Here is a 24140-nt window from a genome sequence, read left to right as displayed (position 1 = left end):
GGACATCACTTAGGCTAAAACCTTCCCTCGGCATTAGACTGGCAAGGTGCGCTCGACGCGCCGGACCGTCATCGAAAGTGAACCAGCCTTTATGAACAACCTAACCATGCTCGCCCTGATCGCTGTCGCCCTCTTGTTCATGGTGTGGACATCGCGCTCCCGCAAGAAGCAGATGGAGAAAATGGAGCAGGACAAGCGCGACCAGCTTGCGGCCGTCACCCCCGGCACGTGGGTGCGTACCCGCGTCGGTTTCTGGGGCCGTTTCGTCGACCTGGACGGCGACATCGTCGTCCTAGAGACCACCGATGGTCACGAGATGTACTGGGAACGCCAAATGATCGCCGAGATCGGTGGCCAGCCGCCCCTGGCCACGACCGAGGAGGACGAGGCGGCCGAGGCATCCGACGCGCCTGAGTCGGCGGATGAGGATGAGACCATCCTCGGGCTCGACGACACGGGCGCGCAGTCCTCGTCCCAGGACTCCGACGAGCAGCAGAAGTAAGACAAGGCTGAACGGAAAGTAGAACCGTGGCATCTCATAAGCGACGCCCTGTGCGCGCGCTCGTGACGCTCACCGTCGCCATCGTGGCGGCGTGCGCGGCGCTGGCGATCGGGCACTTCGTCAAGGGCGTATCACCCTACCCCGACCTCGCCCTCGACCTGAAGGGCGGGACGCAGCTCATCCTGACCCCCACCGCAACCTCCGAGGGTCAGCGCGAGATCACCGAGAACGACATCACGCAGGCGATCACGATTATTCGTAATCGAATCGACGCCTCCGGCGTGTCCGAGTCCGAAATTTCCTCCCTCGGTAACTCCAACATCATGGTGTCGATTCCCGGCACCCCCTCGCAGGAGCAGCTGGACCTCATTCGTTCGTCCTCGCAGATGAACTTCCGCCCGGTGCTGCGCGTCGGCGCGGCCCAGGGCGTGATCCAGAACCAGCAGACGACGGCGGCGACGTCTGGTGACGCCGAGGGCCAGTCGGGCCAGGCACAGAGCGGCGCTCAGTCGGGCGCCCAGTCCGGCGCAGCCCAGTCCAGCGCTGACGCCCAGTCTGGCGCAGCCCAGTCCGGTGCGTCCGAGGTGCAGTCCACCGCCCTTGACGAGGCGACTGCGATGAGCATCGCGGACCAGAACGGCGATGGCGTCCTGTCGGACACCCCGGCGAGCGAGCCGGCCAACGCCTCGGACCTGGCGTGGGTCACCGAGCAGGTCTGGTACGACTTCCTGACCCTGGACTGCTCCGCCTCCGCTGACGTCAAGCGCGTCGAGGGTGCGGCGGACAAGCCCTACGCCGCCTGCGACGAGTCCGGCCAGATTAAGTACATCCTGGGACCCGTGGCCGTGCCCGGCTCGGACCTGAAGAGCGCCACGGCTGGTCTCGCGCGCAACAACAACGGCCAGACCACCGGTCAGTGGATCGTCTCCCTGCAGTTCAACGCCGATGGCACTGAGAAGTTCAAGGAAACGTCCACGATCCTCTACGGCTACCACGACTCGGATCCGCAGGGCTCCTCCTTCTATCAGGGACGCCCCGACCGCAACGCCTTCGCAGTCGTCCTGGACGGCACGGTCATCACCGCCCCGTCGATGGAGGCGATCATCTCCAACGGTGAGGCCCAGATCAGCGGTAACTTCACCTCCCAGTCCGCGACCGCGCTGGCCAACCAGCTGCAGTTCGGCTCGCTGCCCCTGAACTTCGAGGTCGAGTCCGAACAGCAGATCTCAGCGACCATCGGCACCGATCACCTGACGGTTGGCCTGTGGGCGGCCCTCATCGGCTTCCTGCTCGTCATCTTCTACCTGATCTGGCAGTACCGCGGCCTCGCGGTCATCTCCGCGGGCTCGCTCATCATCGCCTCGATTATCACCTACCTGGTGATCTCGCTCCTGTCGTGGGCGATGGGCTACCGCCTGTCGCTGGCTGGCGTCGCAGGCCTGATCATGGCTATCGGTGTGACGACAGACTCCTTCATCGTGTACTTCGAACGCGTCCGAGACGAGGTGCGTGACGGTCGCCCGCTGCAGGCCGCCGTCGAGGAGGGCTGGGATCGCGCCAAGCGCACCATCCTGGTCTCCGACGCGGTCAACCTGGTCGCAGCCGTCGTGCTCTACCTGCTCGCCGTCGGTGGCGTTCAGGGCTTCGCCTTCACCCTGGGTGTCACGACCGTCATCGACATCGCCGTGATCTTCCTCTTTACGCACCCGATGATGGAGCTCCTGATCCGCACCCGCTTCTTCGGCGAGGGCCACAAGCTCTCCGGCCTCGACCCCGAGCACCTGGGCGCAAAGAATGCCCTCGTGTACGCCGGACGCGGTCGCGTCGTCGCGCGCGGGGAGTCGGCCTCGTCGACGAAGGACGAGGCCGGGGATGGACTGTCCATCGCCGAGCGTCGCCGCGCGGCGCGTCTGGCCGCGCGCAAGGCCGAGCAGGCCGCCGCCGAGGGTGCCTCAGCTTCGTCCGAGGTGTCCGCTGAACCCGTGGCGACCGAAGAAGAGGAGAACTGACATGATGAGTTTTGCTCAGTGGGGCAACGCCCTGTATTCGGGCGAGAAGTCCTATGCGGTCGTGCCTAAGCGCAAGATTTTCGTTGGGTTGGCCGCGGCGGTGGTCGTCGCTGGTTTCGCGCTCGTGGCGATTCTGGGCCTGAACCGTTCGATCGAGTTCACGGGCGGCTCCCAGTTCGACGTCGCGCATGTGGCTGACCAGAGCGAGTCTTTCGCCTCACACGCGGTCACCTCTACCGGCCTCGTCGCAGGTTCCCCCAAGGTCACCCGCGTCGGCTCCGACTCGGTGCGCATCCAGACCACGTCGCTGGATTCGGCCCAGACCGCCCAGATGCGCGAGGCCCTGGCCAGCGCATACGGCGTGGACGCGTCCGAGGTCCAGTCCTCCTCGATCGGCCCCTCGTGGGGCTCGTCGGTGACGACCAAGGCCGCGCAGTCGCTCGTCATCTTCATGGCCCTCGTGGCCCTGCTCATGACCGTGTACTTCCGCTCCTGGAAGATGGCCGCCTCCGCGCTGCTCGCCCTCGTGCACGACATCGCAGTAACCGTCGGCGTGTTCGCGATTCTGCAGGTCGAGGTCTCCCCGGCCACCGTCATCGGCTTCCTGACGATTCTGGGCTACTCGCTTTATGACACCGTCGTCGTCTTTGACAAGGTGCGCGAGCTGACCTCGGACGTCTACGAGCAGAAGCACTACACCTTCGCCGAATATGTGAACCTCGCCGTCAACCAGACGATGGTTCGTTCGATCAACACGTCGGTTGTGGCCCTTCTCCCGGTCGGAGCGATCCTCATCATCGGTACGGTGGCCCTGGGCCCGGGTACCCTGGTGGATATCTCGCTGGCGTTGTTCATCGGTATGATCGCGGGCACCTACTCGTCGATCTTTATCGCCTCGCCGCTCCTCGTCACCTTCCAGGAGCTGTCGGACAAGACCCGCGAGCACAACGCGGCCGTCGCGCACGAGCGCGCCCACCGCACCACCACCGGCGAGTCCTCGTCCGCGAAGGTCGTCAAGGTGGCCCCTATTAAGCCCGGCAAGCGCCTGGGCAACGAGAATCAGCCTCACAGGAAGAAGACTCATCGATGATCGGTGAACTCGGCGACCGCGTCGCCACTCTTGTCCAAGACAACCTGGTGGAGATCCCGGACTTCCCCGAGCCGGGTGTTCTGTTCCGCGACATCACGGGCCTGTTCGCCAACGGACCTGCCTTCAAGGAACTCGTAGAGTTGATCGGCGCGCGCTACGCGGGTCGCATCGACGCGGTGGCCGGGCTGGAGTCGCGCGGGTTCATCCTCGGGGCCCCCGTTGCCGCCGAGCTGGGCCTGGGCATGCTGACGATCCGCAAGGCGGGCAAACTTCCCGGCGAGGTGATCGGCGTCGACTACTCCCTGGAGTACGGCAGCGCGCGCATGGAGATCCGTCCCCAGACGGTTCACGAGGGGCAGCGCGTCCTGATCATCGACGACGTCCTGGCCACGGGCGGGACCGCCCGCGCCGCGGTCGACCTCTTGGAACAGTGCGGCGCCTCGGTCGAGGCCCTCGCCGTGCTGCTCGAGCTGGAGGGCCTGAACGGGCGCAGCAAGCTTGACGGCATCGCGGTGGAGACCGCGCTGTTCGTCTGAGTGAGCGTCGTCCAGCAACGAGCGGCTCCGGGGATTATCTTGATCCCCGGAGCCGCTCGTTCGTCGCTATCATTGGTTCATGAGCAGCGACGACACGACTTCAGGATCCGCGCTTCCCGCGGCCGTCTCCCGGGTGCGCTCCGGCCTCGTGTGGTTTGGTTCGCGTGGGCGCGCCACGATCCCAGAGATTGAGCCGCTTGTGCGGGCTCTGCGCGCGAATCATCCGAAGGCGGATATCAGCGTGGTTGAGAGGGCTTACCGCAAGGCTGAGGAATGCCACCGGGGGCAAATGCGCAAGTCGGGCGAACCCTATATCACCCATCCGGTCGCGGTCGCGACGATCCTGGCGGAGATGGGCATGACGACCCCGACCCTGGTGGCCGCGCTGCTGCATGACACCGTGGAGGACACGGACTACACGCTCCAGGAGCTGGCCGCCGATTTCGGTGAACCCATCGCGAATCTGGTCGACGGTGTCACCAAGCTCGACAAGGTCCGCTACGGCGCAGCCGCCCAGTCCGAGACGCTGCGCAAGATGCTCGTCGCCATGAGCCGTGACATCCGAGTGCTGCTCATCAAGCTGGCCGACCGCATCCATAATGCCCGAACGTGGCGCTTCGTTCCGGCCGCGTCGGCGGCGAAGAAGGCGCAGGAGACGCTGGAGATCTACGCACCGCTGGCCCACCGACTCGGCATGAACATGGTGAAGTGGGAGCTCGAAGAACTCTCCTTCAAGACCCTGTACCCGGAAATCTACGAGGAGATCGACCGGCTCGTCGCGGAGAGGGCCCCTCAACGGGAGGAATACCTGCGTGACGTCATCGATCAGATCGAAGAGGATCTGCGTCGCTCGGGAACGAAGGGTACGGTCAGTGGCCGCCCGAAGAGCCACTATTCGATCTACCAGAAGATGATCGTGCGCGGCAAAGCGTTCGACGAGGTTTTCGACCTGGTCGCCGTGCGTGTGCTGGTGGATTCAATCAAGGACTGCTACGGCGTTCTCGGCGCGCTGCACGGCCGGTGGAATCCGATCCCGGGGCGCTTCAAAGACTATATCGCAATGCCCAAGTTCAACCTCTACCAGTCGCTGCACACGACAGTTATCGGCCCAGGTGGCAAGCCGGTGGAGATCCAGATCCGCACCTACGACATGCACGAGCGCGCGGAACACGGCGTCGCGGCTCACTGGAAGTACAAGCAGAATCCGAACGCCACGAGCGGCGACTCGGACCGCATGAGCTCGGAAGAACAGGCGAACTGGCTGCGCGCTCTGGTCGAGATGGAGCGCGAGACGGGTGACCCGGAGGAATTCCTGGATTCGCTGCGCTACGAGATCGCGGGCGACGAGGTCTATGTCTTTACACCCAAGGGTGAGGTCATCGTGCTGCCGGCGCGTGCGACCCCCGTCGACTTCGCCTACGCGGTGCACACGGAGGTCGGGCACCGCACGGTCGGCGCGAAGGTTAACGGGCGCCTCGTCGCTCTCGATACGCCGCTGGAGTCGGGCGAGACGGTCGAGGTCGTCACCTCGAAGTCGGACAAGGCCGGCCCATCGCGCGACTGGCTGGCTTTTGTCGCCTCTCCGCGTGCCCGTTCGAAGATCAAGGCGTGGTTCTCGAAGGAGCGCCGCGAGGAGGCCGTGGAGTCAGGTAAGGAGGCGCTGGCCCGCGCGATGCGTAAGCAGAACCTTCCCCTCCAGCGGCTCATGAACCACGAGTCAATCCTGTCGGTCGCCACATCCTTTGGATACCCGGATGTCTCGGGGCTCTACGCGGCGGTAGGCGAGGGGCATATCTCTGCCCAGAGCGTCGTCAACAGGCTCGTGGATAACCTGGGTGGGGGAGACGGCACCGAGGAGACGCTCTCCGAGGGCGTCACGCCGGGCTCGCAGAAGCCTCGGTCGGAGGCCTCGGGGGACAGTGCGATCACCGTGTCCGGACTGAGCCCGAACGAGATTTGGGTCAAGCTCGCCAAGTGCTGTACGCCTGTTCCCGGAGATGCGATCGTCGGCTTCATTACGCGCGGCCAGGGCGTGTCGGTGCACCGCTCCACGTGCGCGAACGCGGTGCGCCTGAGCCAGCTGCAGCCCGAGCGCTTCGTGGACGTGTCGTGGAACTCCGAGGGGCTCATCGCGCCGTTCCGCGTCCAGATCGAGGTGCGTGCACTCGACCGTGGTGGACTCCTCTCCGATCTGACCCGGGTCCTGTCTGATTATGGCGTCAATATCTTGGCCGCGGCCCTCAAGACGGATGGGGATCAGGTTGCCTCCGGTAACTTCTCCTTCGAGCTGGCGGACCTGGGCCACCTGAACGCTGTCCTGTCGGCGCTTCGCCGGGTGGATGGTGTCTTCGAAGCGGTGCGCATCGGGGCGGATTCTTAGACGAGGACTCGGCGCGCCGCCGCTGGGAAGCGGGGTGAGGTGTTACATCCGTCCCGTTTTTCGCGGGTCAACACTCATTTTCTCGTTAGATGTGACACACTAGCATTGTGTGTCACATCGGCACGCGACCGCGCCGGGCGTCAGCCCTCGTCTAAGAAGGAATATCGTGACCGAGACGTCGATTCCGAACAACGAAACCACTCCCGAAGCCGTGACGGCTACTCCCGAGGAAGCCCAGGCCTCGACGATCGCAGCGTCGGAGGTGCCTGAGCACCCCTTCGCCCGCATTGGTGAGGACGGGACTGTCTATGTCAAGGACGGCGACGAGGAGCGCGTCATCGGCGGCTTCCCGGAGGGTATTCCCACGTCTCCCTATGCCCTGTACGAGCGTCGCTACGCCGATCTCGAGGCCACGATCAAGCTCTTCGAGGATCGCCTGAGCTCCCTGAGCCCGCGCGACATCGATCAGACTCTCGCGACGTTGCGTGAGCAGGTTGCTTCCCCCAACGTCGTCGGCGACATCCCCGCGCTGCGCGAGCGCGTCGCGGCGGTCGAGAAGGCCGCCGAGGAACGCAAGGAGATTGCTCGCGAGGAGCGTAAGGCTGCCAAGGCGCAGGCCCTGGCCGACCGCACGGCCGTCGTCGAGCGCGCCGAGTCCATCGTCGCTCAGGACCCCGCCAAGACCCACTGGAAGCAGTCGGGCCAGACGCTGCGCGACCTCCTGGAAGAGTGGAAGACCCTGCAGCGCCGAGGCCCGCGTCTGGAGAAGGCGGTCGAAGACGAACTGTGGAAGCGCTTCTCCACCGCGCGCACCCAGTTCGACCGCCACCGCCGCCAGTTCTTCTCCCAGCTGGATCTGGCTCAGTCCGAGGCAAAGCGCATCAAGGAAGCCCTGATCGCCGAGGCCGAGGCCCTGTCCTCCTCGGTGGACTGGTCTCGCACGTCGGGTGCCTATCGTGAGCTCATGAACCGCTGGAAGGCAGCCCCGCGCGCCTCGCGCAAGGAAGACGACGCCCTGTGGGCGCGCTTCCGCGCCGCTCAGCAGGTGTTCTTCGACGCTCGCCGCGCCAAGGACGAGGCCACGGACGCCGAGTACCGCGAGAACCTGGTGGCCAAGGAGGCGATCCTCGTCGATGCCGAGGCCATCCTGCCGGTCACCGATATCGACCGCGCGAAGGCCCAGCTGCGTCAGATTCAGGACCGTTGGGAAGAGGTCGGCCGCGTGCCCTCCTCCGACCTGCACCGCATCGAAGGCCGCCTGCGCGCCGTCGAGGCCGCCGTTCGCGAAGCCGAAGAGAAGGAATGGCGCCGCACCAACCCCGAGACGCGAGCCCGCGCGGCCGGCATGGTGGGCCAGCTGGAGGAGCAGATCGCTCAGCTTGAGCGTTCCCTCGCCGACGCCGAGGCCAAGGGCGATACGAAGGCGGCGACCAGTGTGCGTGAGACCCTCGAGACCAAGCGCGCCTGGCTCGCGCAGATCTCCTCATCCATGGAGTGACATGCGTCTTCACGTCATCCCGTCGCCCTTTTACGCGGCGAATGGGCTTGTGCTCGTCCCTTCCGGGGCGGGCACTGCCCTTGTTGTCGACCCCTCCGCCGGCATCAGGCACCTGATTCGGCAAATCCTCGAATTCGAGGGCGTGAGCGTCGGTGCCGTGCTGCTTACCCACGGCCACCCCGACCACGTGTGGGATGCGGCCGAGGTCTCCACCTGGGGAGCAGACGGTTCTACGGTCCCGTGCTACCTGCCGGGACCGGACATGTACCGCATGGACGATCCGGCCTCTTTCCTGCCCATGGCCCCGCCCGACTTCGTGGGACCCTGGGTGAGGCCCACCGACCTGCGTGAGATGCCCGCGGACTCCGTCGAGCTGACCCTGGGCGTGTGGCTGCGCATGGTGCCCGCCCCCGGTCACACCGAGGGATCGGCGCTCTTCCTCGGGCACAGCCCGCTGGACGTGCGCGTCAATAACCAGTCTTTCTACGCCAGCGAGGAGGCGGTGCCGTGGGCGCTGTCCGCCGACGTCCTGTTTAAAGACAGCGTGGGGCGCACCGACATGCCCGGCGGTGACGAAACGCAAATGCGTCACTCGCTGCGCACTATTTCCAACGCCCTCGACCCGAGCACGATCCTCATCCCCGGCCACGGTCCGGCGACTACGCTTGCGGATGAGATACGCTCCAACCAATACTTGATCCGCGCTCGTCGTATCGGCTAGCGCAGGTGTCGTTCGATCTCAAGGATTTTGTTATGGCTCGCACGTCTTTGTCAGGTTTCCCCGAATGGCTCCCCGAGGGACGCATCATTGAGATGCACGTCCTCGACGAGCTGCGCCGTGTCTTTGAGCTGCACGGCTTCGCGGGAATCGAGACGCGTGCGGTCGAGACGCTGGCGCAGCTGGAGGCCAAGGGAGAGACCTCGAAGGAGATCTACGTTCTTGACCGCCTGCAAGCGCTGAAGGCTGCGGCCGCGGGTGCGCGCGCTTCCAAGGACAAGGGCATGGGTCTGCACTTCGACCTGACCGTCCCCTTCGCGCGTTACGTCGTGGAGAACGCCAACGAGTTGGATTTCCCCTTCAAGCGCTACCAGATTCAGAAGGTGTGGCGCGGGGAGCGCCCGCAGGAGGGGCGTTTCCGCGAGTTCACGCAGGCCGATATCGACGTCGTGGGCAACGGCGAGCTGCCCTTCCACTTCGAGGTGGACCTGCCTCTCGTCATGGCCGAGGCCCTCAACAGCCTGCCGATCCCGCCGGTGCGCGTGCTTGTCAACAACCGCAAGGTCGTTCAGGGCGTGTGCGAGTCCCTCGGAGTCACCGACGTCGAGGCGGCTCTGCGCGGGCTTGACAAGATCGACAAGATTGGGCCCGAGGGCGTGGCCAGGGAGCTGGCCGAGTCCGGCATCGACGGCGACCAGGCGTCCGTTCTGCTCCAGATGGCCCAGATTCGCACGGCTGATTCGGCCCAGGTGCGCGAGCGCCTGGCTGGACTGGGCGTGAGCGGTGAGCTGCTGGACGAGGGGCTCAAGGAGCTCGCCGAGCTGCTCGACACCGCCAACAAGCGCATGCCGGGTGCCGTGGTCGCCGACCTGAAGATCGCGCGCGGCCTGGACTACTACACGGGAAGCGTCTACGAGTCAGAGATTGAGGGCCATGAGGACCTCGGGTCGATCTGCTCGGGCGGCCGCTACGATTCCCTGGCCAAGGACGGTAAGCGCACTTACCCGGGCGTTGGCCTGTCCATTGGTGTCTCGCGCCTCGTCTCGCGCATGATCTCTGCGCCGCTGGTGCGTGCCTCGCGTAAGGTTCCGACGGCCGTCGTCGTGGCCGTGACCAACGAGGAGCACCGCGAGCGTTCCGAGGAGATCGCGGCGACGCTGCGTGGGCGAGGCATCTCGACCGACGTCGCCCCGAGCGCGGCGAAGTTCGGTAAGCAGATCAAGTTCGCGGATAAGCGCGGCATTCCATTCGTCTGGTTCCCGGGTGAGGAGGGGGCCGCCGACACGGTCAAGGACATCCGCACGGGAGAGCAGGTTCAGGCCGATGCCGCGACGTGGGAGGTTCCCGCGGCGGACGCGGTGCCCACTGTGGAGAAGGTGACGGCCTGAGTGCCGACCACCGCGGTTGAAGGCGCCCGCCGCCTCGCGGGCGCGCTCAAGGAATCGTTGGAGGCGATGCCCCAGGGCGCCCGCCCCGAGGCCGAGCGGGCGCTTCGTCGCCTGCAGGACCTCGTGCTGCCGCGTCTGGAGGACGCTGACGCGCCCCTGCTCGTCGTGGTCGGCGGGTCGACGGGTTCGGGCAAGTCGACCCTCGTGAACTCGCTGCTTGATCGTAATGTGTCCCGGTCGGGTGCCGTTCGCCCCACGACTCGGCGCCCGGTCGTGGTGTGTTCGCCCGCGGCTCGCGCGTGGTTCATGTCGGATCGCGTGCTGCCTCGCTTGGCGAAGCACGAGGGCGGGGCGGGTACGAGCCTGGACGCCGTGACGGTGGTGGTGGACGACATGATGTGGCCGTCGATCGGCATCTTGGATGCCCCCGACATCGATTCGGTCGAGGAGGGGAACCGTCGGCTCGCCTCGGAACTTCTCGATGGCGCGGATCTGTGGATTTTTGTCACGAGCGCTGCTCGCTACGCGGACGCGGTCGCGTGGAGGCATCTGGAGGAGGCGGCCGAGCGCGGCCTTCGTGTCGCCATCGTCCTCAACCGGGTGCCCGAGGGCGCGCAGGAGGAGATCCGAGCGGATTTGACCTCGCTCGCGCGGCGCCGAGGCCTGGGCGAGGTGCCCATCATCGTGATCACTGAGCAGCCCCTGACGGAGGGGCGTCTTCCCTTCGATGCGATCGCCGCCGTGGGGTCTTTCTTGCGGGGGATCGGGCACGACGCGCAGGAGCGCGCCGCCATCATTCGTTCTTCCCTGTCGGGGGCCGTTGCCGCATCGCTCGACGAGGCCAGGAAGGCGTTGGACGGCGCCCGAGAGTCCTACCGCGCGATCGCCTCCGCGAGCGAGGGCATCGATCAGCTGATCGCCTCGGGCGCTCGAGAGGTTGCCTCCTCGTCGAGCGACGACGTCTTGCGCGGCGAGGTGAGCGCCCGCATCGCCGAGGTGCTCGGCTCGTGGGACATGACACGCACTCTGGCCAGGGTCCTTGGCAGCGTGCGTGAGCGCGTCATGGGTGCCGTGCGCGGAACTGCCGCCCCCGAGGAGCAGGTGCGTCGTGACTTGACCGGCGGGCTGGCTCAGCGCTTGAGCGATCAGTACCATCGTGCGTGGACCGAGGCCCTGCGTCTGGCCGAGCCGGTCGTCGCAATCGGCGAGTTCGAGGAGCTGTTGGACGCTCAGGCGTGCCTTGAGCGCGCGCGCAGGACGGCGCAGGCGTGGACCAGCGAGGTGACGCAGATCGTGCGCGGTCAGGCGGAGTCTTCGCGCGTGACGGGGCGGCTCCTGGCCGGAGGAATTAACGTCGTGACGGTGTCGCTCATGGTCAGTGCTTTCGCGATGACGGGCGGCGTCACGGGCATCGAGGTCGGCGTTGCGGGGGCGTCGGCCGCGCTGTCGCAGACGATCCTCGAATCGTATTTCGGCGAGCGCACGGTGCGTGCGCTCGCCGCGCAGGCCCGTGAGGCCCTGGAGTCGCTGGCGGCCGACTCGCTGTCCGACGTCGTCGCCCCCATTGCCGCGAAGCTGGATCGCTCGCAGGAACGGGAGCGCGTCGAGGCCCTCGCGTTGGCGCTCGACGAGGCCCGGGAGGCGCTGGCATGAGGCGCTCATCGATCCCCGTTGCGGCGGCAGCGGCACAGCTCGACCAGATCACGATGCTCGCCGCGTCCGACATCGAGCCGACGACCTTGGCGAGGGTGCGCGAGCTCATCGACGTGACCTCTGAGCGCAGCGAGATGGATCCGACGTGGTGCGTGATCGGCATGCTGGGCGGCACGGGCGCGGGTAAGTCGTCCCTCGTTAACGCTCTGTGCGGGGCGCAGGTCGTGCGCGCGGGTATTTTGCGGCCCACGACCAACGAGGCCTGCGCGGTCCTGCCCGCGGGCCGCGAACCCGCGCAGCTGTTGGGGTGGCTGGGCGTGGCCGCGCGTGTGGATGCGCCCGCGGGTCCGCAGGGCGATACCGTCATCGTGGACTTGCCCGACATTGACTCAGTCGAGGCGGCTCATGCCGAGGTGACGCAACGCCTGGCCTCGCGCGTGGACGCGCTGGTCGTCGTGGTCAATCCCCAAAAGTATGCGGACGCGCGCCTGCACGACGAGTGGTTGTCGCGCCTGCGTTCCTCGCACGCCTCCGTGACGGTCGCCCTGACTCACATCGACACGTTGGACGCCGCCTCGCGCGCCTCCATCGAGTCCGACTTGCGCCGCATCCTCGATGCGCGCGGCCTCGCTGGCGCTCGTATCCTTCCCGTCAGTGCGACGACGGGGGAGGGCGTGAGCGCGCTCGCCGCCCATCTCGGCGGGGAAGCTGCCCGTGTGTCGCGTCAGGCAGCTCGTGCGCGCGCCGCCCTGGCCGAGGCCGCGGTCCTTCTGCGCGATGCGCTCGGCCTGGAGGGCACCATCCGTGGGGTCGAGACCGAGGGCCTGGCCGGTGAGCTCGCTCAGGCCGCAGCGGACCTTGCGGGGGCACCTATCATCGAAGAGGCCGTGGCCGGCTCGACGCGACGCGCGTGTGCGCGCGTCGGCGGCTGGCTTCCCCTGCGCTGGCTCTCGCGTCTGGGGGCCGATCCTCTGCGACGCCTTCACCTGGGCGACGAGTCCCGCGAGGAGAGCGCCACGACGCCCACGCTGCCGACACGCTCCACCTCCGACGAAGCGGCCTTCGCTAATGCGGTGCGCCGCGAGGTGGCCGCGCGCTCGCAGGGGCGCCCAGAGCGCTGGCGGCGCCTACTCATCGATCGGGCGCTGTCGGGCGCTGGGAAGGTGCCGGAGGGCGCGCACCGCGAGGTGGCTGCGAATCTGCGCGTGAGCGCGAGCGCCCCCGCGGCCGTTCGCTTCCTCGGCGTCGTGCAGCTGCTCGCCTGGCTCGCCTGCGTGGGAGGGGGTGCGTGGATTCTTCTCGCGCACCTGGGCCGCGCGGTCCTCATCGATGCCCGCGTTCCCACGCTCGGCCCGATTCCCGTTCCTCCTGTGATCATTGGCGTGTCGCTCGCGCTCACGCTCCTGTGCGCGGGGGCGAGCCGCGTCGTCAGCTCCTGGGTGGCATCGAGGCGTGCGCGCGCCGTGCGTCGCGACATGAGGGCCCTGTGCCGCGACGAAGTCGAGCGCCTCGTCGTCGCCCCGCTGCGCGCGGAAGACAACCGCCAGGTCACCATCGCCTCCTTCGTGGCGCGCCTGCGCCTGGACCGGAGGTCGTGAAGCGCCGCCTTGGACTGGCGCGAACAGTGAATTCGCCGACGACAGGCACCTTTTTCGAGCAAGCGCGCGCTATGCTGGACGCAGCGATGAGGCGCAGCCCCTTGTTATGGTGCCCCGCGGGACGCGGGATTTGTTGTTATGGGTGAGGCCGCGCTGAGGAGCCGAGATGGCCCGCCCCGATGGTTTTGCTACCCCACACGCAACAGGCAAGGAATGACTATGCCCTCTGACGACTACATGGATCGCGACGAGCGCGACGACATCATGGACATGGACGACGAGCTCGATCTCGTCGATGAGGCCGACGGCCAGGATCGCGACGCCGGGCAGGAAGCCGACGGTGAAGACGGCGATACCGTGACCTTCGCGAGCCTCGGACTGCCCGAGGAGATCCTCGAGGCCGTCACCGATATGGGGTTCCGCGTCCCCACCCCGATCCAGGCCGCCGCGATCCCGCCGCTCCTTGAGCTGCGCGACGTCGTGGGTATCGCCCAGACGGGTACCGGCAAGACGGCCGCCTTCGGTCTGCCGCTGCTGGCCATCGTCGATGCCGATGAGCGCGACGTCCAGGCCCTGGTCCTGGCTCCCACGCGCGAACTCGCGATGCAGAGCGCCCAGGCCATTGAGGATTTCGCTGCGCGCACCGCCCGCCTCGACGTCGTCCCCGTGTACGGCGGCTCCCCCTACGGTCCCCAGATCGGCGCGCTTAAGCGCGGCGCGCAGGTCGTCGTGGGCACCCCGGGCCGTGTCATCGACCTGATCGAGAAGGGCGCACTCGACCTGTCGAACGTGCGCATGCTCGTGTTGGACGAGGCTGACGAGATGCTGCGCATGGGCTTCGCCGAGGACGTCGAGACGATCGCGTCGAGCGTGCCCGATGACCGCCTGACGGCGCTGTTTAGCGCCACGATGCCCGCCGCCATTGAGAAGGTGGCGCGCGAGCACCTCAAGGATCCCGTCAAGGTCGCCGTCTCGACGGAATCGTCGACGGTCGACACGATTCACCAGACCTACGCGGTCGTGCCCTACAAGCACAAGATCGGCGCACTGTCGCGCGTCCTGGCCACGCGGGCCCAGCACATCGCGGCGGGTCAGGAGGAGGCCGACGCGGCCATCGTCTTCGTGCGCACCCGCGCGGATGTCGAAGAGGTGTCCCTTGAGCTGTCGGGCCGCGGCTTCCGAGCTGCAGGCATCTCCGGCGACGTCGCCCAGACTGAGCGCGAGCGCATGGTCGAGCGCCTGAAGAACGGCTCTCTCGACGTGCTGGTCGCCACCGATGTCGCGGCGCGCGGCCTGGACGTGGAGCGCATCTCCCTGGTCGTCAACTTCGACGTGCCCCGCGAGCCGGAGGCCTACGTGCACCGCATCGGCCGCACCGGCCGCGCCGGGCGCGAGGGCCGCGCCCTCACCTTCTTTACCCCGCGCGAGCACGGCCGCCTGCGTCGCATTGAAAAGCTGACGGGGACCGAGATGGAAGAGGTCGAGATCCCCTCGCCCGCCGCCGTCTCTGAGTTCCGGGCTCGCCGCCTGCTCGAGGGCCTGGGCGCACGAATCGAGCGCGGCCGCCTCGACATGTACAAGGGTCTGCTCGCCGACATGGGCGAGGACGTGAGCGTCGAGGACATCGCGGCCGCGCTCATGGCCACGGCGGTCGGCGACGAGGGCCCCGCGCCCCGCCGCGAGAAGGACCGCCGTGGAAATGGCAAGATTCGCCGCGAGGAGCGCCTGGACGAGTCCGGCGAATTCGTCGGCGCATCCTTCGAGGCGGGACGCGATAAGGACCGCCCGCTCAAGGGTGGTGCCAACGGCTCTCGCCGCCGTGGCGGCGGCCGCCCGGCCCCCGGCTCCGGCACGCGCTACCGCATCGAAGTCGGTAAGAAGGACCGTGTCAAGCCCGGCTCGATCGTCGGCGCGATCGCGGGCGAGGGCGGCATCGACGGCCGCGACATCGGCAACATCGAGATCTATCCGACCTTCTCCCTCGTCGACATCACGGCGGATCTGTCGGGCGAGCAGCTGTCGCGTATCTCCAAGGGCTACGTATCCGGTCGTCAGCTGCGTATCCGCGTGGACGAGGGGCCGGGCGCGCGCGGGGAGCGAGACGGCTTCGAGCGCCGCGACTTCGAGCGCGACTACCGAGGCCGGGGCGGCTACGGCGATCGCGAGGGGCGCTTCTCAGATCGCGACGACAAGCGCCCGCACCGCTTCGAGAAGGGCGATGGCTCGCGACCGCGCCGCTCGGTGCGCACCGAGCGCTGGGAAAAGGACATCAAGCGTGCGCGTCGTGAACGCGAGGGCGGCCGCGACGGCTGGGAGCGCGACGGTGGCCGCGAGGGCGGACGTCGCCACTTCGGTAAGCGCCGCTACGAGGACTGAGCGCTAGCTCTCCCCACCGGTGGATCGTTCCGACGCGGGACGCAGCCGAGTCACGGCAAACACCGTGAGGATCGCGAGCGCAGCAGCAATCACCCAATAGGGAGCGTAGGCCGCCCCGCCCGCCGTGGCGGTGGCGGCCCACGCACTCATGGCCACCGAGACGAGGGCGAGTTCGAGGGCGGGACCGGCGGAATCGGCGACCTGCAGCCACGAGGCGACGCGCCCGTGCTTGGCCTCGGGAGTTACCTCGAGGGCCATGACGGACAGGGGTGCGTGAACGAGGCCGACGCCCAGGCCCACCAGAAGCCAACCGATGAGGGCCACCCACACGGGAATTGCGGGGACGAGGAGGGCCCCCACGGGGATCGAGCCGATAGCCATCAGCGTGCCACCGATGACGGGGAGCCGTCGGCGCAGGTGCGGGTCGTGGACGCGCGCCTGCCCGACCGCGCCGATGGACCACGTGATCGAACCGAGGGTGACCCACCAGGCGGAGGAGGCCTCGGACCAGCCGTGCACGCGCTGGAGGATCAGCGGGATCATGACGGCGAGACCGACTTGGGAGGCGAGTGCGCCGAGCCTCGCCAGGATCGCCGAGGGCATGCCCGGGCGCGACACGAAGGTGCCGCGCGGGAGGAGACGGGGGAGCGCCCACACCGTGATGACCGCGCCGAGGGCGAAAACACCGAATTGCGCGACGGGCGAGGCGAGGGCTCCCGCGAGCTGGAGCAGCACGACCCCGACGCCGACGAGCCCGGCATCACGAGACAGGGCCGCCAGGACGGGGGAGCGCTGTCCCTGCGCGGTCGGCACGGAACGCAGGACAGAGGCAATGGGAAGGGCGGCGATCAGCACGAGGAGGGGAACGACGCCGAAGACGTAGCGCCATCCCCACTCCTGGGTGACGTGACCGGCGATCGCGGGGCCGACCAGGGAGGGAAGCACCCACGCCAGGGAGAAAGATGCGAAGAACGTAGGGCGGTGCCGAGGGGAGGCAACCGAGCCCACGAGCACGTAGAGCGGGACGATGAGGAGGCCGCCTCCTAGCCCTTGCAGCGCGCGCCCGACGACGAAGACGATGACGTGTGAGCCGACGGTGCACACCAGCAGGCCGACTGCGAAGAGCACCAGCCCCGCGAGCAAGACGACACGGGGGCCCTTCCAATCGGCCAGGGCGCCCGCGACCACGGTGGCGCTCAGCTGCGCGGCCAGTGCCGCCCCCGATGCGATCGGGTACCAGGGTGCCGCGTCGAAAGACTCGACGACGACCGGCATGATCGTCGTGGCGGCGAGTTCCTCGAAGGCCACGAGGGTAATGAGAAGCACGGACCCGATGGCCAAGCCAATTTCGGACGGGGTCCACGAGGCGGAAGCGGGGGCGGAGGAATCGTCGGCGGGCATGATGGCCATCCTACTCGCGGCACACGCAACTCTTCGGACGTCAGGCGTACAATGACTCTGCCGCCGCCTGTCTCGCGGATGGTAATGACGAAAGGAATCACAGTGCTTCGCACTCACAACATTGGAACTCTCGGCACCGACCTGGTCGGTTCGACCGTGACGCTCACCGGTTGGGTGGACCGTCGCCGCGATCACGGTGGTGTCGCCTTCATCGACCTGCGTGACGCGTCCGGCATCGCCCAGGTGGTCGTGCGCGACGAGCGCGTCGCCCACGAGCTGCGCTCCGAGTTCGTCCTGAAGGTCACCGGTGAGGTCTGCGCTCGCCCCGAGGGTAATGAGAACCCCCACCTGGCCACCGGCGCTATTGAGGTCATGGGCGACGACATCGAGATCCTCAACACCAGCGCGCCCCTGCCCTTCCAGGTCTCCTCCAATGCTGAAGATTCCGGCAACGTGGGTGAGGAAACCCGCCTGAAGTACCGCTACCTTGACCTGCGCCGCGAACCCGAGCAGTACGCGATTCGCCTGCGCTCGAAGGTCTCGCGCGCGGCCCGCGAGGCGCTCTACGCCCGCGACTTCGTCGAGATCGAGACCCCGACCCTGACGCGTTCGACGCCCGAGGGTGCCCGCGACTTCATCGTCCCCGCGCGCCTCTCCCCGGGCTCCTGGTACGCCCTGCCCCAGTCCCCCCAGCTCTTCAAGCAGCTGCTGATGGTGGCGGGCATGGAGCGCTACTTCCAGATCGCGCGCTGCTACCGCGACGAGGATTTCCGCGCCGACCGTCAGCCCGAGTTCACCCAGCTCGACATCGAGATGAGCTTCGTGGACCAGGACGACGTCATCGAGGTCGCCGAGGACGTCCTGAAGAACGTGTGGGCGCTCATCGGCTACGACCTGTCCACGCCGATCCCGCGCATGACCTACAAGGACGCGATGGAGCGCTACGGCTCCGATAAGCCCGACCTGCGCTTCGGCCTGGAGCTGACCGAGCTCACCGAGTACTTCAAGGACACGACGTTCCGTGTGTTCCAGGCTCCCTACGTGGGCGCCGTCGTCATGCCCGGTGGCGGCTCGCAGCCGCGTCGCACCTTTGACAAGTGGCAGGAGTGGGCCAAGGCGCGCGGCGCCAAGGGCCTGGCCTACGTGACGATCGCCGAGGACGGCACGCTGGGCGGTCCCGTGGCCAAGAACATCACCGAGGCCGAGCGCGAGGGCCTGGCCGGCGCCACCGGCGCCGAGCCCGGCGACTGCATCTTCTTCGCCGCTGGCAAGCCGACCCCGTCGCGTGAGCTGCTCGGCGCTGCTCGCCTTGAGATCGGCAAGCGCTGCAACCTCATCGACCCCGATGCCTGGGCGTTCACCTGGGTTGTCGACGCGCCGCTCTTCAAGCCCACCGGTGATGCCGAGGCCGAGGGTGACGTCGCGCTGGGTCACAGCGCCTGGACGGCCGTCCACCACGCGTTCACCTCGCCCAAGCCCGAGTGGATCGACTCCTTCGACAAGGATCCGGGCAACGCGCTGGCCTACGCTTACGACATCGTCTGCAATGGCAACGAGATCGGCGGCGGCTCGATCCGTATCCACCGCCGCGACATCCAGAACCGCGTGTTCAACGTGATGGGTATCGGTGAGGAAGAGGCTCAGGCACAGTTCGGCTTCCTGCTCGATGCCTTCAAGTTCGGCGCTCCGCCGCATGGCGGCGTGGCCTTTGGCTGGGACCGTATCGTCTCGCTGCTGACGAAGTCCGAGTCGATCCGCGACGTCATCGCTTTCCCGAAGTCCGGCGGCGGCTTCGATCCGCTGACCGAGGCCCCGGCTCCGATCACGCCCGCGCAGCGTAAGGAAGCCGGCGTCGATGCAAAGCCGAAGAAGCGCGGCGAGGAATCCACCGACGAGGAAAAGAAGTGATCTAGCTCTCGGCAGTCTTGTCCACGAAACCCCCATCCGGCCCCGGTCGGAGGGGGTTTCGTGCACAATAGGGGTATGTCGTACATTGAGCTGCACCCGGAAAATCCTCAAGCACGTCTGGTCAACACGGTCGTTGATCTGCTGGAGCGCGGCGGCACCATCGCACTGCCCACGGACTCCGGCTACGCGATCGCCACGAAGATCGGCAATAAGTCGGGCATGGACACGATTCGCGCGGTCCGCAAGCTCGACGACAAGCATAACTTCTCGCTGCTGTGCCATTCCTTCGCCCAGCTTGGGGAGTTGGTGATCGTGGATAACCATGAGTTCCGCACGATGAAGGCCCTAACGCCCGGACCCTACACGTTCATCCTGCGTGGGACCAAGGAGGTGCCGCGCGTGATGCTCAACAAGAAGAAGCACACGGTCGGCGTGCGCATCCCGGATCACGTCATCACGCAGACGATCGTGGAGGCGCTCGGCGAGCCCCTCGCCTGCTCGACGCTCATCATGCCCGGAGAGACCGAGCCTTTGACGGATGGGTTCGACGTGGATGAGCGCATTGGTCACCAGGTCGATCTCGTCGTCGTGGGTCCGGTCGGCGTGGCAGAGCCGACGACGGTCATCGACTTCGCGGGCGGCGACGCGGTTGTTGCTCGCGTGGGCGCGGGCGACATTTCGCTCTTTGACTGATCGGCTGATTATCGACGCGCCTTCGTTTTCTGAGACGGGTTTTCTTCGGCTTGTTCCTGAGCCGTCGGTGGTCCGGTCTGCTGGCGCCGCCGCGGGTCCGCTTGTTGGCGCGCGGATGGTGATCGATGGCCGTGACGCCGTTTCGGTGACATTCCGGTGCGCCGGGGATGGCGCCTCGGGGGTCTACCTGGTCCTCAATACGGTGACGGATCGGGCGCGCGATCACCTGGAGCTCTTTCGTATGGAGCGGGTGGGCGGAGTGGATCCGTGGGTGCTGTCGTGCGCGTTGCCCGCCGATGTCATCGTGAGTTACCAGTTTGTGCCGGTTGGGCCAGGCGGGCTTGATCCGCGCGTGGCGGATGATCGGCGTGCGTGGGCACGCGTCGTTGCCTCGGCGGTGCGCGATCGCTCTCATCCGCGTGTGCTCGTCAATGGGCGAGGGCATGTCGCTTCCCTGTTCGCGGGTCCGGATGCGCGTCTTGCCTGGCCCGCTGTTCAGGGGGATTCGTCGTACATGCGCGCCGCGCGCGAGGTGGAGTGCGCGGTGCTGGTCGCGTCCGGAGGGTCGTCGCCGCGTCGGCGCGTCGCGGTCGTGCATGATGGTGATGGGACGCCACAGCGCACGCTTCTTGTGTTCGATGGGCAGATCTGGAGGGCTAACGGCGTGGGGTGGCTGACGCGGCGCTACCCGGGTCTGCGCGTCGTGACCATCGACGCGGGCGAGCTGGGGGAGCGCGAGCGGGAGCTCACCGATGCCGGCAGGGTCGAGGCGCTCGTGGGCGCGGTCTGCGATGAGGTCGGCGTGGGACCGATCGCCCTGGCGGGGCAGTCCTATGGCGGGCTCGGTGTCCTCGAAGCTGCCCTGGGGGGCACGCTTCCCGTCGAGTGTTTTGTCGCACAGTCTCCATCCCTGTGGTGGGGAGGAGGGGAACGAGGTCGGGGCGAGGGGACGCTCATGGCTGAGCTGAGCAGGGGGGAGCGACGCCTGCCAGACGGCTTGACACTGTGGTGTCAGGTGGGTGAGCGTGAGGTGGCGATGTGGCCGGTGGTGCGTCGTTGTGTGGGGCTGTTGGATGGTGCGACGTCGCTTGTCAGATTCGAGACCTATTCGGGCGGGCACGATGTCGCCTGGTGGCGCGAGGGGCTCCTGCGCGCGCTCGACGAGTGGTGTGTTCGAGGCGACGGTGCGCAAGATGACAAGGCGACGCCAATCGCTCCTAGGTTAGGCTTACCTACGCATCTATTGTGATCTATTCGAATCGAGGAACACGTGCACATCTCGACACGAGTCCGCGCCATCGCGGCGCTCGCCCTGGCAGCCTTGACGCTGGGAGCTTGCTCGTCCAACCAGCCCGCTCCGGCCTCGTCCCACGAGGCCTCCGGGATGTCCGAGAGCTCTGCGACGCGCACCGTCACCGACGCCTCCGGCCAGGAGGTGACGCTTCCCGCTCACCCGAGCCGCGTCGTGACCCTGTCGGAGCCCACGACGGACAACGCGCTGGCCCTGGGCGTCACCCCCATCGGCGTCGTGTCGGGCCGCGGCCAGCAGACCGTCCCCAACTACCTCCTCGACCGCGCCGGAGACATCCCGATCCTCGGCTCGATTGGCACCCCCAACCTCGAGGCAATCGGCGCCGCCCACCCGGACCTGATCCTCGTCGACGGCACCTCCGTGAAGGACAACGACACGGAGACGCTCAACGCTCTGTCTCAGATCGCGCCCGTCTTCTTCACCACTCAATCCGGTGGTGACTGGCGCGAGACCTTCACCCTGACCGCAGATGCGCTGGGTCTGTCCGATGAGGCTGCGACGAAGCTCGCGGAGTTTGATCAGCATGTCTCCTCCGTAAGCGCCCGCCTGAAGGATGCTGGCTACCTCGACCAGACCTACTCGGTCGTGCGTTGGCAGGGCGACAGCGCCGGCCTCATCCTCAAGGAGCTGCCCGCTGGCCAGGCTCTCACCGCGCTCGGCATGAAGCGTCCCGCCAACCAGGATCGCGACGGTGAGGGACACTCCGAGCCTGTCTCGCTGGAAAACATCGATCAGATCGACGCGGACTGGATCTTCTTCGGCACGCTGGGTAAGTCCTCGGTGAACAACCCCGCCGCGGGCGGTGCCACCGGCGTCGAGGCCTCTGCCGCCGCCCTCGAGGAGGCGAAGAACACCGTTGGTTTCGACTCGCTCGGTGCCGTCAAGGCGGGCCACGTGATCCCGGTCGACGGCTCCCTGTGGACCTCGACCGGCGGCTACCTCCTCATGGATGGAATCGTCTCGTCCATCGAGGCGCAGTTCGTTCCGGCCTCGTGACGGGGGCGGCGACGCACTATCCGGAATGCACCTGAGATGAGACCACGCCGCCTTGCCAGCGTCGTTGCCGCCTGTGCGGTGACGACGCTGGTCCTCGTCGCTGTGATCGTCGCGTCCCTCGCCCTGGGGTCGCGCCAGATAGGCGCCGATGCGGTGTGGGACGCTCTGGTGCATGGCGGCAGCTCGCAGGACGCGCAGGTTGTCCTCGCGCTGCGCGTTCCCCGCACGCTCGCCGCCCTCATGATCGGCGGCGCGCTCGGGCTTGCCGGTTCGATTATGCAGGCGATGACGCGCAATCCGCTGGCCGATCCCGGGGTCCTGGGCATTAACGCCGGCGCTGCCTTCGTCGTCGTGTCGGCCACCGCAGTGGTCGGCGTGTCGACGCGCGCCGTGACGATCGGTGCGGCGCTGGTGGGGGCTGGTATCGCCTCGGGTCTCGTTATCCTCCTGTCTGGGCGCGGCGGGGCCGGATCGCATGGTCGCCTCGCCCTGGCCGGTATCGCGGTGTCCGCCGCGCTTTCCTCCCTCACGCAGGCCGTACTCGCCTCCAATCAGAATGCGTTCAACGAGTTCCGCTACTGGGCGTCCGGTTCGCTCGAGGGCGTGGACGTGGCGACCCTGGTGTGGGGCGGCATCGTCATCGCCTGTGGGCTCGTCGTGGGGGCGGCCCTGACGTCGGCCCTCGGAGTGCTCACCCTCGGAGACGAGGCCGCCTCGGGTCTTGGGGTGCGCGTGGGCCTCGTGCGAGGTTTGGGGACTGTCGCCGTCGCATCCCTCGCGGGCGGGGCGACGGCGATCGGCGGCCCCCTGACCTTCGTCGGGTTGGCCGTTCCGCTGCTCGTGCGCCGGGCGGTGGGCGCTCGACAGGGGCTGATCGCTGCGTGGTCCGTGGTGGTCGGAGCGGTGTGGGTGACGGCCGCTGACGTTGCGTCCCGCCTCGTGCTGGCCCCGCAGGAGGTGCCCGTCGGAGTTGTCATCGCGCTCATCGGCGCGCCGTTCTTCATCCTCGGCGCGCGCGGAAGGGGAGTGTCGTGAACTGCGAGCGGGATCGGTACGTGCGCGTGGCACTGGGGCGCGTGTCTGTGCGCGTTCACAGGCGCAGCGCCGTTGTCGTGCTCGGGGCCCTCGTCGTCCTCGTTGCCCTGTGCGTCTTGTCGCTGACGTTGGGGGACTACGGGCTCAGCGCCGCGGATTCGTTTCGGCGCCTGATGGGTGATGGTGGTCCGTCGGACGATTTCCTCGGCGTCTACTTCGTGCGATCTGTTCGCCTGCCCCGCATGGTCGCAGCCGTGTGCGTTGGGTGTGCGTTGGGGATCGCCGGTGCGGTCTTTCAGACGATTTCGGGTAACCCGCTGGGTAGCCCTGACATAGTTGGCCTGTCCACGGGGTCGGCGACGGGGGCTCTCGTCGCGATTATCGTTCTGGGTTCGAGTCCTGCCGTCACGGGGGTTGGAGCCCTCGTGGGTGGGCTGGCCTCGGGTGTTGTCATCGTGGCGTGCGCGGGCGGCGTGCGGGTCACGGGGATGCGCGTGGTGTTGGTCGGTATCGGGTGCTCGGCGGCTCTGAGGGCCGTGAACTCGCTCCTCATTGTGAAGGCACCTCTGGAGGCTGCCCAGCGAGCGCAGCTGTGGAGCGCGGGTTCCCTCGCGGGGGTCACGATGGCTCGGGTGCTTCCCCTCGTGGTCGTCCTCCTGGCCGCGGCATGCGTCCTTGCGTGGGCGTCGGTGCCGTTGGGGCTCGTGGCGATGGGCGATGATGTCGCGACAGGGTTGGGGGTGCGGGTTCGTGTCGTTCGCATTGTCGCGATTGTCGTGGCGATGGTGCTGGTCTGCGCGGCGACTGCCGTTGCCGGTCCGGTGTCTTTTGTCGCCCTGTCTGCTCCCCATGTCGCTCGGCGTGTGAGCCGTAGCGGGGGAGTGGGCCTCACGGCGTCGGCTGGCGTGGGCGGCCTCATCGTGTTGGCATCCGACGTGGTCGCGCAGCGTATCGTGGCGCCGCACGAGCTGCCCGTCGGCGTGGTGACGGGCGTCGTGGGCGGTATCTATCTGTTGGCTCTGTTGGTTCGTGAGGTGAGGTGACGTG

18 protein-coding genes are annotated in these 24140 nt (G+C 67.4%); 17 read left to right on the top strand and 1 reads right to left on the bottom strand.

The features are described 5' to 3' along the window. The first annotated feature begins 91 nt into the window (after positions 1–91). The 11 genes from yajC to QU663_RS05940 all read left to right on the top strand — a co-directional run bounded on the left by yajC (position 92) and on the right by QU663_RS05940 (position 15748). A complete protein-coding gene (gene yajC / locus QU663_RS05990) occupies positions 92–502 on the top strand; it encodes a preprotein translocase subunit YajC (RefSeq protein WP_021610958.1) in 411 nt (136 codons plus the stop codon). A gap of 26 nt (positions 503–528) precedes the next feature. Continuing rightward, a complete protein-coding gene (gene secD, locus QU663_RS05985) occupies positions 529–2511 on the top strand; it encodes a protein translocase subunit SecD (RefSeq protein WP_034480357.1) in 1983 nt (660 codons plus the stop codon). 1 nt (position 2512) lies between these two features. Further along, complete coding sequence (secF, locus tag QU663_RS05980) at positions 2513–3601, top strand: protein translocase subunit SecF (protein WP_021610960.1); 1089 nt, start codon at positions 2513–2515, stop codon at positions 3599–3601. Then, entirely contained in the window at positions 3598–4137 is a 540-nt protein-coding gene (locus QU663_RS05975; protein WP_021610961.1) for an adenine phosphoribosyltransferase, read from the top strand. Before secF ends, QU663_RS05975 begins: the two co-directional genes overlap by 4 nt. A gap of 79 nt (positions 4138–4216) precedes the next feature. Continuing rightward, the gene (locus QU663_RS05970) at positions 4217–6517 is read left to right on the top strand and encodes a bifunctional (p)ppGpp synthetase/guanosine-3',5'-bis(diphosphate) 3'-pyrophosphohydrolase (protein WP_021610962.1); all 2301 of its coding nucleotides are present in this window, start codon (positions 4217–4219) and stop codon (positions 6515–6517) included. A 166-nt stretch (positions 6518–6683) separates the two neighbouring features. Then, on the top strand, positions 6684–8015 hold the full coding sequence (locus QU663_RS05965; protein ID WP_021610963.1) for a DUF349 domain-containing protein: 1332 nt from the start codon (positions 6684–6686) through the stop codon (positions 8013–8015). Between the two features lies 1 nt (position 8016). Further along, the gene (locus QU663_RS05960) at positions 8017–8736 is read left to right on the top strand and encodes an MBL fold metallo-hydrolase (protein WP_021610964.1); all 720 of its coding nucleotides are present in this window, start codon (positions 8017–8019) and stop codon (positions 8734–8736) included. 32 nt (positions 8737–8768) lie between these two features. Further along, positions 8769–10121 carry a histidine--tRNA ligase gene (gene hisS, locus QU663_RS05955; protein ID WP_034480363.1) on the top strand — a complete coding sequence of 451 codons (1353 nt, stop codon included), beginning with the start codon at positions 8769–8771 and terminating at the stop codon, positions 10119–10121. Beyond that, complete coding sequence (locus QU663_RS05950; protein ID WP_021610966.1) at positions 10122–11774, top strand: GTPase domain-containing protein; 1653 nt, start codon at positions 10122–10124, stop codon at positions 11772–11774. Then, complete coding sequence (locus tag QU663_RS05945) at positions 11771–13372, top strand: GTPase (protein WP_021610967.1); 1602 nt, start codon at positions 11771–11773, stop codon at positions 13370–13372. Before QU663_RS05950 ends, QU663_RS05945 begins: the two co-directional genes overlap by 4 nt. A 219-nt stretch (positions 13373–13591) precedes the next feature. Further along, the gene (locus QU663_RS05940; RefSeq protein ID WP_034480366.1) at positions 13592–15748 is read left to right on the top strand and encodes a DEAD/DEAH box helicase; all 2157 of its coding nucleotides are present in this window, start codon (positions 13592–13594) and stop codon (positions 15746–15748) included. Positions 15749–15751: 3 nt separating this feature from the next. On the opposite strand, the gene QU663_RS05935 is transcribed toward QU663_RS05940, so the two are convergent. Then, positions 15752–17149, bottom strand: coding sequence for an MFS transporter (locus tag QU663_RS05935; protein ID WP_034480369.1), 1398 nt, complete (start codon positions 17147–17149; stop codon positions 15752–15754). A gap of 102 nt (positions 17150–17251) precedes the next feature. On the opposite strand from QU663_RS05935, the gene aspS reads away from it, so the two are divergent. The 6 genes from aspS to QU663_RS05905 all read left to right on the top strand — a co-directional run bounded on the left by aspS (position 17252) and on the right by QU663_RS05905 (position 24136). Then, positions 17252–19057, top strand: a complete 1806-nt coding sequence (gene aspS, locus QU663_RS05930; protein ID WP_009056253.1) for an aspartate--tRNA ligase — start codon at positions 17252–17254, stop codon at positions 19055–19057. 75 nt (positions 19058–19132) lie between these two features. Then, entirely contained in the window at positions 19133–19750 is a 618-nt protein-coding gene (locus tag QU663_RS05925) for an L-threonylcarbamoyladenylate synthase (RefSeq protein ID WP_021610971.1), read from the top strand. 115 nt (positions 19751–19865) lie between these two features. Next, positions 19866–20999, top strand: coding sequence for an enterochelin esterase domain-containing protein (locus QU663_RS05920; protein ID WP_021610972.1), 1134 nt, complete (start codon positions 19866–19868; stop codon positions 20997–20999). Positions 21000–21020: 21 nt separating this feature from the next. Beyond that, a complete protein-coding gene (locus QU663_RS05915; protein ID WP_021610973.1) occupies positions 21021–22058 on the top strand; it encodes an ABC transporter substrate-binding protein in 1038 nt (345 codons plus the stop codon). Between the two features lie 36 nt (positions 22059–22094). After that, the gene (locus tag QU663_RS05910) at positions 22095–23093 is read left to right on the top strand and encodes an iron ABC transporter permease (RefSeq protein ID WP_021610974.1); all 999 of its coding nucleotides are present in this window, start codon (positions 22095–22097) and stop codon (positions 23091–23093) included. Continuing rightward, positions 23090–24136 carry an iron chelate uptake ABC transporter family permease subunit gene (locus tag QU663_RS05905; protein WP_021610975.1) on the top strand — a complete coding sequence of 349 codons (1047 nt, stop codon included), beginning with the start codon at positions 23090–23092 and terminating at the stop codon, positions 24134–24136. Before QU663_RS05910 ends, QU663_RS05905 begins: the two co-directional genes overlap by 4 nt. The last annotated feature ends 4 nt before the right edge of the window (positions 24137–24140 follow it).

The sequence above is a fragment of the Schaalia sp. HMT-172 genome (genome assembly GCF_030644365.1).
In the GTDB taxonomy this organism is placed as follows: Bacteria; Actinomycetota; Actinomycetes; order Actinomycetales; family Actinomycetaceae; genus Pauljensenia.
This window is presented reverse-complemented; position numbering and strand designations above follow the sequence as displayed.

Excerpts from the sequence above, each read along its gene's own strand:
- yajC (WP_021610958.1), top strand. The coding sequence starts at position 92 with ATGAACAACCTAACCATGCTCGCCCTGATCGCTGTCGCCCTCTTGTTC.
- secF (WP_021610960.1), top strand. The coding sequence starts at position 2,513 with ATGATGAGTTTTGCTCAGTGGGGCAACGCCCTGTATTCGGGCGAGAAG.
- QU663_RS05975 (WP_021610961.1), top strand. The coding sequence starts at position 3,598 with ATGATCGGTGAACTCGGCGACCGCGTCGCCACTCTTGTCCAAGACAAC.
- QU663_RS05970 (WP_021610962.1), top strand. The coding sequence starts at position 4,217 with ATGAGCAGCGACGACACGACTTCAGGATCCGCGCTTCCCGCGGCCGTC.
- QU663_RS05960 (WP_021610964.1), top strand. The coding sequence starts at position 8,017 with ATGCGTCTTCACGTCATCCCGTCGCCCTTTTACGCGGCGAATGGGCTT.
- hisS (WP_034480363.1), top strand. The coding sequence starts at position 8,769 with ATGGCTCGCACGTCTTTGTCAGGTTTCCCCGAATGGCTCCCCGAGGGA.
- QU663_RS05945 (WP_021610967.1), top strand. The coding sequence starts at position 11,771 with ATGAGGCGCTCATCGATCCCCGTTGCGGCGGCAGCGGCACAGCTCGAC.
- QU663_RS05940 (WP_034480366.1), top strand. The coding sequence starts at position 13,592 with ATGCCCTCTGACGACTACATGGATCGCGACGAGCGCGACGACATCATG.
- QU663_RS05935 (WP_034480369.1), bottom strand. The coding sequence starts at position 17,149 with ATGCCCGCCGACGATTCCTCCGCCCCCGCTTCCGCCTCGTGGACCCCG.
- QU663_RS05925 (WP_021610971.1), top strand. The coding sequence starts at position 19,133 with ATGTCGTACATTGAGCTGCACCCGGAAAATCCTCAAGCACGTCTGGTC.
- QU663_RS05920 (WP_021610972.1), top strand. The coding sequence starts at position 19,866 with ATGGTGATCGATGGCCGTGACGCCGTTTCGGTGACATTCCGGTGCGCC.
- QU663_RS05910 (WP_021610974.1), top strand. The coding sequence starts at position 22,095 with ATGAGACCACGCCGCCTTGCCAGCGTCGTTGCCGCCTGTGCGGTGACG.